This window comes from Pandoraea sp. ISTKB, assembly GCF_001721285.1.
In the GTDB taxonomy this organism is placed as follows: Bacteria; Pseudomonadota; Gammaproteobacteria; order Burkholderiales; family Burkholderiaceae; genus Pandoraea; species Pandoraea capi.
Window position 1 is genome coordinate 117,639 of sequence record NZ_MAOS01000083.1, and the last position, 12,318, is coordinate 129,956.

10 protein-coding genes are annotated in these 12,318 nt (G+C 64.4%); 4 read left to right on the forward strand and 6 right to left on the reverse strand.

Annotated features, from left to right (window positions below):
• Nucleotides 1-72: 72 nt before the first annotated feature.
• The 5 genes from A9762_RS25635 to A9762_RS25655 all read right to left on the reverse strand — a co-directional run bounded on the left by A9762_RS25635 (nucleotide 73) and on the right by A9762_RS25655 (nucleotide 4,456).
• Nucleotides 73-657, reverse strand: a complete 585-nt coding sequence (locus A9762_RS25635) for a DUF995 domain-containing protein (protein WP_069344788.1) — start codon at nucleotides 655-657, stop codon at nucleotides 73-75.
• A gap of 347 nt (nucleotides 658-1,004) precedes the next feature.
• On the reverse strand, nucleotides 1,005-1,670 hold the full coding sequence (locus tag A9762_RS25640; RefSeq protein ID WP_069344789.1) for a DUF799 domain-containing protein: 666 nt from the start codon (nucleotides 1,668-1,670) through the stop codon (nucleotides 1,005-1,007).
• Nucleotides 1,667-2,116 carry a DUF4810 domain-containing protein gene (locus A9762_RS25645; protein WP_083254301.1) on the reverse strand — a complete coding sequence of 150 codons (450 nt, stop codon included), beginning with the start codon at nucleotides 2,114-2,116 and terminating at the stop codon, nucleotides 1,667-1,669. The genes A9762_RS25640 and A9762_RS25645 overlap by 4 nt, the downstream gene beginning before the upstream one ends.
• Before the next feature lie 138 nt (nucleotides 2,117-2,254).
• A complete protein-coding gene (locus A9762_RS25650) occupies nucleotides 2,255-2,896 on the reverse strand; it encodes a CsgG/HfaB family protein (protein ID WP_069344850.1) in 642 nt (213 codons plus the stop codon).
• Nucleotides 2,897-3,145: 249 nt separating this feature from the next.
• Complete coding sequence (locus A9762_RS25655) at nucleotides 3,146-4,456, reverse strand: Nramp family divalent metal transporter (RefSeq protein ID WP_069344790.1); 1,311 nt, start codon at nucleotides 4,454-4,456, stop codon at nucleotides 3,146-3,148.
• Nucleotides 4,457-4,643: 187 nt separating this feature from the next.
• On the opposite strand from A9762_RS25655, the gene imuA reads away from it, so the two are divergent.
• The 3 genes from imuA to A9762_RS25670 are packed head-to-tail and all read left to right on the forward strand — an operon-like array spanning nucleotide 4,644 to nucleotide 10,753.
• Entirely contained in the window at nucleotides 4,644-5,522 is an 879-nt protein-coding gene (imuA, locus tag A9762_RS25660; protein WP_069344791.1) for a translesion DNA synthesis-associated protein ImuA, read from the forward strand.
• On the forward strand, nucleotides 5,479-7,257 hold the full coding sequence (locus A9762_RS25665; protein ID WP_069344792.1) for a DNA polymerase Y family protein: 1,779 nt from the start codon (nucleotides 5,479-5,481) through the stop codon (nucleotides 7,255-7,257). Before imuA ends, A9762_RS25665 begins: the two co-directional genes overlap by 44 nt.
• Nucleotides 7,258-7,288: 31 nt before the next feature.
• On the forward strand, nucleotides 7,289-10,753 hold the full coding sequence (locus A9762_RS25670) for an error-prone DNA polymerase (RefSeq protein ID WP_083254292.1): 3,465 nt from the start codon (nucleotides 7,289-7,291) through the stop codon (nucleotides 10,751-10,753).
• A gap of 191 nt (nucleotides 10,754-10,944) precedes the next feature.
• Here the strand turns inward: A9762_RS25670 and A9762_RS29025 are convergent, their stop codons facing one another.
• A complete protein-coding gene (locus tag A9762_RS29025; RefSeq protein ID WP_170836327.1) occupies nucleotides 10,945-11,298 on the reverse strand; it encodes a hypothetical protein in 354 nt (117 codons plus the stop codon).
• 4 nt (nucleotides 11,299-11,302) lie between these two features.
• Here A9762_RS29025 and A9762_RS25680 point away from each other — a divergent pair, with 4 nt between their 5' ends.
• Nucleotides 11,303-12,268, forward strand: coding sequence for a hypothetical protein (locus tag A9762_RS25680; protein ID WP_170836328.1), 966 nt, complete (start codon nucleotides 11,303-11,305; stop codon nucleotides 12,266-12,268).
• Nucleotides 12,269-12,318 lie beyond the last annotated feature (50 nt).

Below are 12,318 nucleotides of genomic sequence, written 5' to 3' on the forward strand. Positions count from 1 at the left end.
AAAGTGGCATCTCATGCCGTCGCCAAGTGTGCGTCGATGGGCTCGGGCTGCGCGGTGAGTTCGGCGCCCCCTCTACTTCTCGATGCTGAATTCGGTCGCGATGGCGGCGCCGTTGGCCAGTGAGGTCACGCCGTAGTACTTGTCGCCGACCTTGAACATGAAGCGGCACCAGTTCTCGGTCAGCGCGCGCCACTCCAGATTGACGCAATACGATCCGTTGTCGTTGACCGACCAGGTGCCGGTGGCGTGTGCGACCTGCACGCTGCGGCCGCCGGACCCTATATTCCCCTTGTTGTCGCTCGTGGCATTGAGCGAGCCGTTGGTGTCGTTGACCCATTTGCGCGTGCTGCCATTCGGCACGGTGTTGGTGATGTGCGCGCCGGGCATCAGCGAACGCAAGTCGTCGACGCTCAGTTGCTGGCCGTTGGCGTCCTTGATGTCGGAGAGGTGCATCGGGTCGGCGTAGGCGAGCGCGGGGCCGACAAGGAGGGTGAGCCCGATGAGCGACCTGAGTGCGCCAAGCGCCTTAGGAAGCTTGGGCGACTTGCGCGCCGCGAGTGGTTTTGCCGCAGCCGCGTGCGATCCGGGACGTCTGCGTGACGCCATGGCGGGATGGGGGCGGGGATGGGCGAGCGATGGAGCGAAGCGATAGACCATGATGACTCCCGGACGAAACCTGCCGACGCAAAGCGTGGGGCGGGTCAGCCGACGAATGGGCGTGAAAGCCATGTCGGCATGCATAGACACCGGCACACGCGCAAGCGACGGCGCGCGTCGTCAGGCATTTCTGTCCCCGTGCTGCGACGGGGTCGGCTATCGGTCCAGGTGAAGCGGGATACCACACGTTCCGCAGGACGCGCCGGACCGTTGCGATCCGGCGGCATCATGCGCTACCACTATAGGCGACGGGGCCGACGATCCCCAATCTTTCCGTCACCCGACATCGCCGTGGCACCGAACCGGCCGGTAAGCGTGAGGCTCACGGTGGGTTCGGCGTCGCGACATCAGTCCGTGCCGTACTTCGGCGAGCGCGGACCGTAGAGCATGCCGTTGGGGCGTCCGGCGGAGAGCAGACGTGCGTTGGCGGTGCCCGCGACCGTGTAGCCCGCGTTCGACACGCTGTTGACGATCTGCTTGATGGCTGCCGTGACGAGCATGCCGATCAGCCCGCCGCCACCGCTGTTGTTCCCCTCGTTGTTCGACGCGCTGGCCACGCCGCTCCACAGCTTTGCACCGTTGCGCAGATCGATGAGATCAGCCGTGACGGTCACCACCGTGGCGCTGTCGAGCACCATGTACTTCGTGCCGTACTGGGTGATCTTGATGTAGAGCGCGGCGTCTGCACCGAAGATCTCGCGCAGCTTGGCCGGGCTGACCTGATGAATGTCACCGGCAACGGTAAGACCGTTCTGACGGAAAGACTCGTCGACCAGCGCGACGGGCATCACGTAGTAGCCGGCTTCGCCCAGCGGTACCGTGACCTGTGAGAGCACGCTGTAGGTGGCGTCGATATCGGGCGATTCGTTCAGCGGCGGCAGCACCAGAATCGACTTCGGTTTGCTTTCCTTGAACGCCGTGTAGTCATACGGTTTGGCCTGATGCATGGCGCAGCCGGTCATCACGGCGGCCAGTGCCGCAACCGTCATCCATTTGCAGAGTCGGGCGATCATTGCTTGGCCTCCGTGGTCTTGTTCTTGAGCAGGAAGTCGATGTAATTGGCGGATTCGGGGAACAACTGCTTCTCGATCTGGAATTCCTCGACCATCTTGTCGGACTTGCCGACCGATGCGTAGAGCAGGCCCAGGTGCGCGTGATAGCCCGGCGGCGCTGCATTGTTCGACGCCTTGATCTTCTCCAGATCACGCTCGAGCGCAATGATCTGCGCTTCCTTCGATTCGCCCTTGAAATACTCGTAGACCTGCGGCTGGTAGCTTTCCCAGTCGTACAGAGGTTTTTGCGGCGTAGCGCAACCCGACAGCGTGACGATGATGGCGCCCGCGATGGTCGCTACGCCCAGACGGCCGGCCTGACCGATAGCGCCGGGACGGCGTAATGAGAGCGTAGGTGAGCGCGCAGGTGAGCGCGTAGGTGAGAGTGTCGGAAATGTGCGATTCATGACGATAGAGATCCTGACAGGCATGCCGCAGCCTGTGCGTCCTTCGTGGCAGGCGCGGCTCGCACCCGATTGACGCGCGCGAACGAGCGCGTGACGAATCACGCGCTGCGGCATGCTGCAAAAAGGGATGCGGTCGGCTTACTTGCCGGGCTTCCAGGCGCCGCTTTCGATGCCGGCGACGAGGTTGTTGACGGCTTCGCGCATGGCGAGGTCGAGGACCTTGCCGTTGAGCGTGGAGTCGTAGCCCGCTGTGCCGCCGAAACCGATGACCTCGCGGTTGGACAGGGCGAATTCGCCGGCGCCGCCGCTCGAATACACGACTTCCGACGTCGAGATATCGACCACGTTCAGATTGACCTTGGCGTACGCGATCTGCTCGCGGCCGCGGCCCAGAATGCCGAAGAGTTGTTTGTCGCCCACTTCCTTGCGACCGAACTCGACGACGTCGCCGGTGATCACGTAGTCCGCACCCTTGAGCGTCTGCTGGGTCTTCTTGATGTCGGCTTCCTGACGGATCTCGGCCATGTTGTCGCGGTCGAGCACGTTGAAGCGATTCGTTTGCTGAAGATGCGTGATCAGAATCGTCTTGGCCTGACTGCCGAGGCGGTCGACATTATCGGAAAAGACGCCACGCATGTATGCGGAACGGTTGTCGAACTTGCCGACGGCGATCGGTGTACGCACGCCGACGTAGGCGCGGCTGGCGCTCTCGACCTTGGCGACTTCTACGGTACGCGAGCTTTCGGTAGCGCAACCGCCGAGCGTTGCCATCGCGAGCATGGCGGCGCTGAACAGCGCAATGCCGGACTTGCTTTTCTGCACGTTGATACCCCTCAGTGTGTTTTAGCGCCCGCCGGACGATGCGCGATCGCATCGATCCGTTGCGAGTCATCTGGTCCCTTATTTTCCTGACGCTTTTTTGTTCTGCGGATTCATAAGGGGTGCTGATGGTAGCACGTGCGATTGCCGCGTTCGCGTTGCGTACGGGAATGTCGGGCGTCGCCCTTGCGTGCTTTCACGCCCGGATCGTCAGCTCAGTCCGAAAATCAGCAGCAGATTGGTGCCGGTGATGACCACGAACAGACACCACGCGAAGATCTGCGTGGGACGTCCGATCGTGTTGCCTTTCATCACGCGCGGGTCGCTGACCGAACGAATGAGCGGCCACATGGCGAACGGTAGTTGCAGGCTGAGCAACACCTGACTCCAGACCAGCAGCTTGCCCACAGCGCCGTCGCCGAGCCACAGCACGCCGATGAGGGCGGGCACCAGAGCGAGGCCGCGCGTGATCAGGCGTCGCTGATAGCACGGGATCTTCATGTGCAGAAAGCCGTCCATGATGACTTGCCCGGCGATGGTGCCCGTGAGTGTCGAGCTTTGTCCGGACGCCAGCAGGGCAATGCCGAACATGAAAGCGGCGGCCCCGCCTGCAATCGGCGTGATCAACTGATACGCCTGCTCGATATCGGTGACGTTGGTCTGCCCGCTCGCGTGAAAGACCGACCCCGCAAGAATCAGAATGGCCGCATTCACACACATGGCGATCAGCAGCGAGCCCCAGGTGTCGATACGCACCAATGCGAGCGTGTCGTGCACGTCGCCACGCTTGCCGCCGACGACGCGTCGGGTTTGCACGACGGAAGAGTGCAGGTACAGGTTGTGCGGCATGATCGTCGCGCCGACGATGCCCAGCGCCAGCACGATGGCGTCGCGCCGGTCATGGCTGGGCGCGCCGGGGACGAGACCTGCGGCCACGGCATGCCAGTCGGGCGGCGCCATGGCGACTTGTGCGATGAAGCAGAACGCCATCGTGCCGATCAATCCGAAAACGATCGCTTCGATCTGACGGAAACCTTTGCCTTGCAGGCCGAGCACGATCATCGTGTCGAGCGCGGTCAGCACGATCCCCCACGAGATGGGCACCCCCAGCAGCAGCTTGAAGGCCAGTGCGCAGCCGAGCACTTCGGCGATATCGCACGCGATGATGGAAATCTCCGCCGTGATCCACTGCACCAGACGTCCCGTGCGGCCGTAGCGTTCGTAGCTGGCTTGTGCGAGGTCACGTCCGGCCACCAGCCCGAGACGGGCGGCGAGCATCTGCAAGAAGATGGCCGCGAGGCTCGATAACGCCACGACCCACAGCAGCGAGTAGCCGAATTGCGAGCCGGCCTGAATGTCCGTCGCCCAATTGCCGGGATCCATGTAACCGATGGCGACGAGCAGTCCGGGGCCGGCGAAGCGTTTGAGTTTGGTCCAGCGCGATTGGCGCGCGTCGATGACGATGCTGCCCTTGACCTCGGAGGGGCAGAAAGGCGCGGTGGCGGTAGTCGGGAGCGGCATGAGGGTGGGATGACTGGCAATGACGCTCACGTTAGCCGGGCCGGCGTTTGCCCGCAAGCGCGATCGTCGGGAAAGCACGGACAAATTGCGCCAGGTGCGATGGATGGGGAGCCACTGGAATGCCGTCGAAAGTCGATGAACTGCTATACTGTACATTCATACAGTATTCGGGTGCTTGATTCTCCAGATGACCCTGCCGCTTTCCTCCCTGCCTGCCGGGCTATGGCGTGCCAGCGAACTGGCGCATTGCCACCGCGCGGGCCACACCACCGGTTTTGCCGCGCTCGACGCCGAGTTGCCCGGCGCCGGGTGGCCGCATGGCGCGGTGACGGAGCTGCTGTGCGAGCGCCCGGGGATCGGGGAGTGGCGGTTGCTGGCGCCGACGTTGCGCGACCTGACGCAGGCTGGCAAGCCGGTGATGGTCATTGCGCCGCCGATGCTGCCGTATGCACCGGCACTGGCGGGATGGGGGATCGATTTGCGCTGGCTGAGCGTAGTGATGCGTCCGGCGTCTGCGGTGTCCGGAGTGTCTCGGGGGCGTCGCGGGGCTGGTGAGCGTGCGGGGCGGGGGATGAAAGCCGAGGACCGCGACATGCTCTGGTGCGCCGAGCAGGCGCTCAAAAGCGCTTGCTGCGGGGCGGTGCTGACGTGGCTGCCCGCGGCAACGCCGGAGCAACTCCGGCGGCTTCAGGTCGCGGCGGGCGGTGGCGAGACGCTGACCTGGGTGGTGCGTGCGCCGGCGGCGGTCTCGACGGCTTCGGCCGCGCCGCTGCGGCTCGGGCTGACCGTCGGGGAGGGCAGTCGGCTAGGGGTGCAGTTTCACAAGCGTCGCGGACCGCCCCGCCTCGATCCGCTCTGGTTGACGTTGCCTGCGCCTTATACGCGTGCACCGCAACCGGTGACGGGGACCCGGGACGATGCGATGCCATGGCATGTCCGGCTCGATCCGACACCGCCGCCCGTTCCGTCCACCTCGTCCACCCCGTCCACTGCTTCTTTCGTTTCTGCTTCCGGAGTCTCGCATGGCCTGCTGGATCGCCCTGCATCTGCCATCTCTGGCGCTTGAGGTCGCCTCGCCGCGTATGCGTGCGCACGGGGACGCGGGCGCGCAGGCCGACACGACGGTCGTGTTGGCGCAGTCGCGTGTCTGGCAGGCGAGCGAGGCGGCGCAGACGGCCGGGGTGCAGCCGGGGATGCGTCGTGGCGGCGTACTGGCGCTGTTGCCGCAAGCTCGGTTTCACGATCGCGACGAGGGGGCCGAGTCGCTGGCGCTCGAAGCCCTGGCGCTGGCCTTGCTGCGCTTCGGGCCCGATGTCGCGATTGCCACGCCGCAGTGTGTGGTGATCGACGTTGCGCCGAGCCTGCGCCTGTTCGGCGGTCTGGCGTCGTTGGCCGTGCAGGTGCTGGAGAGTGCCGAAGCGCTTGGGCATCGCGCATCGTTGGGGATGGCCGCGACGGCCAGCGCTGCGGTATTGCTCGCGCGTGCCGCAGAAGTGGCCTCGCCACCTGTCGATTCGCATGCGCCGACGCCGGAACAGATGCAGGCGGCGATGAAGTCGCGCGCGTCGCGTCGCTCGATTGTGCCGATGAACGTGCCGGTGAACGTGGCGTCAGCGGTATCGAAGTCCGGAGAGACGTCGTCGTCAATCTCGTCGGCATGGTATGGCGAGTCCGGTGAGCCCGGAGAGCCGTTGTTGCCGCCTCCCCTGGCCGTGCTGCCGGTGCAACTCGACCCGCTATCGGTCGCGTTGCTGCCCGAAGCGCAGCCATGGCTCGATTGGCTCGCACAAATCGGTTGTGCGACGTTGGGAGCGCTACGAGCGCTGCCTGCGGCGGGTGTCAGGCGTCGCTGCGGCGCAGCGTTGATGGCCTCGCTTTCCCGCGCTTATGGCGATACGCCGGAAGCCCCGGCGTGGTATCGCGCTCCGCCGCATTTCGAAGCGGTCTTGCCGTTGCCGTCGCTGACTCACGACGTCGAAGTGCTGCTCTTCGGTTTGCGCCGCTTGCTGGCGCAACTGACGGGATGGCTGGCCGCCGGCCAACTGGCGACGCGCTCGCTGACACTGATACTCGAACACGAACCGCTCGGCAGACAGACGCTGGCGCCGACGCGTTTCGATATCCGTCTGGCCGAGGCCAGTGCCGCCCCGGCGCACTTGCTGTCGCTGTGCAAGGAGCGGCTCGCGCGTGCGCCGCTGGTCGCACCGGTGCTGACGCTACGGCTCGACGTGACTCAGACCGCACCGCACGTTCCGCAAAACGGGTCGTTACTGCCGGAGCCCGGGCGCGAGCGTCAGGACTTCGTGCAATTGATGGAGCGTGTGGCGGCGCGTCTGGGGGATGAGCATGTGCGACGTTTGCAGGTGCGTGGCGATCATCGTCCCGAGGCGGCGTTCGTCAGTGTGCCTTATGGGGCGGGCGGGGGCGCAGAGGCTTGCAACGGTTCAGGTGCAAACCCAGGCACGAGCGTGGGTACCCGTACCACGCATGGCGCGCGAGGGCCGAGCGCCGGGACGTCGCGTCATTTGCCGGAGACTGCGCAGGCATTGCCCCCACGTCCGGCATGGCTGCTCGATGCCCCGCAACGGTTGCGCGTGCAGCAGGAGCGTCCGTGGCGACAGGGGCCGTTGCAACTGGTGAGTGGCCCCGAGCGGATCGAGGCGGGATGGTGGGAGCCGGGCACGGTCACGCGCGATTACTTCATCGCCGCCGATGCCTCGGGGGCGCTGCTGTGGGTGTTTCGTGAGCGTCCGGTGAAAGGGGCCGACGCCGCGTGGTATCTGCACGGCCTGTTCGGCTGATGCCGGTGAACGCCGACCGATAAGTCGCCTTATGAATTTCGACGATTTTCTCCCCTGGCAAGGGTCGACCGACGGGTTGGCCGCCAACGACGACGGTGCCGACACCCCCGAAGACGCCCCTGCTCGGCCGCACGGGGGGGATGAAGGTGGTCTGCCTGCGTATGCCGAGTTGCATTGCCTGTCGAATTTTGCGTTTCAGCGCGGCGCGTCGCACCCGGAGGAGTTGGTCGCACGGGCGGCACATCTGGGGTACACCGCGTTGGCCATTACCGATGAGTGTTCGCTGGCCGGTGTCGTACGGGCGCTCGCGGAAGTGGTCAAGTATCCGGCCGTGAAGCTGATCGTCGGCAGCGAGTTTCGTCTGACGCCCGAGTGTGCCTCATCACAAGTACCGCAATCGACGGGAGCGTCGAAGACCCGGCCGCCGTCTCCGTCTCCATCGCCATCGCCATCGCCATCGTCACACGACACATCATCCGAACAGCGCGGGTTGACGGGAATCGAGCAGAGCGTGCTGGCGAGCCACGATCCCCTCGATCTCCCTGACACACTCGGCACCGTGCATCTGGTTGCGCTGGCGCAGCACCGTGATGGCTACGGCAATCTGTCGGAGATGATCACGCTCGGACGCATGCGTGGTCCGAATCGCAGCTATCGGTTGCACCCGGGAGATTTCAGTGCGCCGACCGGGGAGTACGCGCATCTGCGCGGTCTGAAGGGCTGTCTGCTCATTCTGGTGCCGGACCCCGACGCGAGCGCCGAACTGACGCTGGCGCAGACGCGTTGGGCCGCCCGGACGTTCGGTGAAGGGCGGATCTGGCTCGCGCTGGAACGTCGTCACCGTGCGGACGACGAGGCGCAGTTGGCGCGTCTGCGTGCGATCTCCGTCGAATGCGGCGTGCCGCTCGTCGCGACGGGGCATGTCCTCATGCACGTGCGTTCGCGCAAACCGTTGCAAGACACCCTCACGGCCATCGGACGGGGCGTGCCGGTGCAGGCGTGCGGTTTGTCGCTCACGGCGAATGCGGAGCAACATTTGCGTCCCCGGCTACGGCTTTCGTGGCTTTATCCGAAAGAGGCGTTGGCCGAGACGGTGGCGATCGCTTCGCGATGTCATTTCGATCTGAGGACACTGCGTTACGAATATCCGGAAGAACTCGTGCCCGCAGGCCATACGCCGGAATCGTATCTGCGCCAGGAGGTCGACAAGGGAGCGGCGTGGCGCTATCCCGACGGTGTGCCACCGAAAGTCGTGAAGCTCCTCAAGGCGGAGCTTGAGCTCATTCGCGAGCTTGAGTACGAACCGTACTTCCTGACGGTCTACGACATCGTGAGCTATGCCCGCAGCCAGAAGATCCTGTGTCAGGGGCGCGGCTCGGCGGCGAACTCGGCGGTGTGCTATTGCCTGGGCATCACTGCGGTGAACCCCGACGAAGCGCAAGTGCTGTTCGGCCGTTTTCTGTCGAGGGAGCGCAAGGAGCCGCCCGATATCGACGTCGACTTCGAGCACCAGAAGCGCGAGATCGTCATCCAGTACATCTATCGGAAGTACGGTAAAGACCGGGCGGCGCTGGCGGCAACGGTCATCAGCTATCGCATGCGCAGCGCCGTGCGCGATACGGGGCGGGCGCTGGGGATCGATCTGTCCATCGTCGAGCAGGTGGCGCAGAGTCAGCAGTGGTGGGATGGCAGGGAGAACCTGCTCGCCCGCATGGCTGCGCAGGGGCTATCGCCCGATGCGCCGACGACGCGGCTATGGGCCGATCTGGTGGCGCGGCTGATCGGATTTCCACGGCATCTGTCGCAGCACGTCGGCGGCTTCGTGATTTCGCGCGACAAGCTCTCGCGTCTCGTGCCGATCGCGCCGGCCGCGATGGAGAACCGTTACGTCATTCAGTGGGACAAGGACGATATCGAGACGCTCAGACTGCTCAAGGTCGACGTGCTGGCGCTCGGCATGCTGAGTGCGTTGCGTCGCACGCTCGATTTGCTGGGCGAATGGCAGGGCAAGCCGATCGAACTGGCCGAGATTCCACGCGATGACCCGGCCACTTACGGCATGATCCGACGCGCCGATACCGTGGGCGTGTTTCAGATCGAGTCGCGAGCGCAGATGAGCATGTTGCCGCGTCTGAAACCGGTCAAGTTCTACGATCTGGTCGTGCAGGTCGCGATCGTGCGTCCCGGGCCGATTCAGGGCGGCATGGTGCACCCCTATCTGAAGCGGCGCAAGTTGAAACCGGAAGAGGTCGACTACCCGTGCGACGCCATCAGACCGGCACTGGAACGCACATTGGGCGTGCCGATTTTTCAGGAGCAGGTCATGCAGATCGCGATGATCGCCGCTGACTTCTCTGCGGGCGATGCCGACGAGTTGCGTCGTTCGATGGCGGCATGGAAGCGCAAAGGCGGTCTTGAGAAATTCCAGACCCGGATCGTCGATGGCATGTTGAAGAATGGTTATCCGCTCGAGTTTGCCGAGGCGATCTGTCGTCAGATCGAGGGGTTCGGCGAGTATGGCTTCCCTGAGAGTCATGCGGCGAGCTTCGCCTCGCTGGCATACGCCAGTGCGTGGCTCAAGTGTCACGCGCCGGAGATGTTCCTGTGCGGGTTGCTCAACAGTTTGCCGATGGGGTTCTATTCGGCCTCGCAACTGGTGCAGGATGCGCGACGGCATCGCGTGGAGGTTCGCGCGGTGGACGTGTGCGTGAGCGATGTCGAGTCGCGTCCCGAGGCGAGGGTCGGTCGGTATGGGGATGCGCGTCGACCAGCGGTGCGCCTCGGCCTGTCGCTGGTCAAGGGCCTGTCTGTCGAGGGCGCGCAGGCCATCGAGCGTGCGCGTCGGCAGCGGCCGTTTACCGACATCGACGATCTGACGTCGCGCGCTGCGTTGTCGCGTCGCGATCTCGACGCGCTGGCGGCAGCGGACGCCTTGTCGGCCCTCCTGGGCGGACGGCGTCAGGCACGCTGGACAGTGGCCGCCTGGCAGCCGCCCACGCCGTTGCTGGGGGCCACTGTCCTGCGTGACGCCGCGCCGGGCAGTGCGGATGAGCAGGTGGCCTTGCCGCCGATGGCCGAGGGACAGGACATCGTGGCCGACTATGCGAGTACGGGGCTGACGTTGCGGCGTCATCCGTTACTGCTGTTGCGCGAGAAGCTGACGAAAATGCGCGTGCGCACGGCGAAGGACTTGCAGTCCGACGGCGTGCACGGGCGACGTGTGCGTGCCGTCGGCATTGTGACGGGGCGTCAGCGTCCGGGCACGGCCAACGGCACGGTCTTCGTGTCGCTGGAAGACGAGACGGGCGTCATCAACGTGATCGTCTGGCCCGATCTGGTCGAGGCGCAGCGCAAGGAGTTGCTGGCGTCGTCGCTATTGGGCGTGGAAGGGATATGGCAGCGCGAGGAACGCGTTACCCATCTGGTCGCGCATCGCCTGATCGATCTTTCGCCGATGCTGGGCGAACTCACGATTTCGAGCCGGAATTTCCATTGAGGCTTATTTCACGGCGCTGTGGTGCCGTGGCGCTGCGATGTCACGGCGCCGGGCCGTCGGTGCGGGGGGAAATAGCTCGCAGGCGTTGGATCGATTGTTGAAAGTGCCTCGGCGATATCAGGGCAACGATGGCGCAACGTCGGTGAGGGCGAACGTGCATGTCTTGCCCATCCTGGCGGATTGGGATCGCCTCAGACGATCCGCCACGTCAGACTTCCGGAGCCCATCATGGAAATCAACTCGTCATCGTCAGGACTGGGGATGCCCACCGTCCGATCCGATATCGCGAACCATTCCGCGCAATCCTCACAATCCTCATCGATATCGGAAAACACCCGAATCCCCCAAGGCGATGACGCAGTGTCGTCGTCGATCGCTGCAAGGGCGACGCCATCGATCTCGGCAGACGCCGTGAAGTTGTCGAACGAGGTGGCGTCTCTCGGGGAATTCACGCAGGCGCTCGACGCCGGACTGAACGCATTGCCATGGGAGATATTCTCCCTCTTCGATCTCCCGGACGACATGCATCCGAGAGACACGCTCATCGGCGTGGTGCTTCCCTCGGGGGAGGCCGCATCGCAAGCCGCGCAGCAACCGTCGCAGTACAAGGTGGTCGGGTCGGCAGGAAAACTGATCGCTGACATCGTGAGCGGTACCGGCCATTGGTCGAAGGCGGACTACGACCAGTGGGTTTGCGTGAAGCATGGCCAGGATCCGGATACCTTCCGGCCGGCGAGACCGGCCATCGATGCCGCTGTAACCTGGGTGCGTCAGGATTTGCCGGTGGATCATGCACGTGCAACAGCCCGGTCGATTGCCGATGCGGTGCTCACCGATACCTCGGCGCGCAAAACGATCGCGCAATGGAATCGCGATGGGCTTGCCGCGCGCATCAAGGTTGAAATCGACGAAACGAAATCGGCGCAGCGGTTGATTGCCTCCCTTTTGGATGCCATCTGCGAGCATCCCACTGTCGAAGGTCGTTTTGACAGCCAGGGTGCCCGCGTTTTTGCTTACACCGTGCAGATCGGCATTGCTCGCAATGGTGCGACGAGTATCGACCGCCTGACAGTCCCGGGGATGGTGGTCGTTTCGAAAGCGGTCAGCGGCGCTGCTGATCGAAAAACGAAAGCGGCGGTGCTTTACTGCGCAGGCATGGAGAAATCGTTCAAGGCGACAGCATTCGGCAGCATGGAGAAGTCAGTTGCCGAGTTTGACGGGAATGCGAGTGTGAAGCCGCTATCGGCATTCCCGAGCGAAACGTTGTCGTTGGGCGAGATGCTGCCCTATTACCTGAAGCTGATGGTGCCGGACTTTTCGGAGGCGTCGGACAAGGTCGTCTCCGCTGAACTGGTGCCATACGACGACGACATTTTCGACAAAATGACGACGGATGCCGCTCGTGTCGTCGATGTGGGCGCGAGGGCGTCAATGGCGCGGGACTTCGCATCGGAAAGTACGACGCGCCGTCTGTGGCGCGTCTGGCTCGGAGGGCGCCCCGGCGCAGCTCAATAAGCCGCAATAAAGCACGGCGTAGCGACTTCCACGCCGTGCCCCGGGTGCGG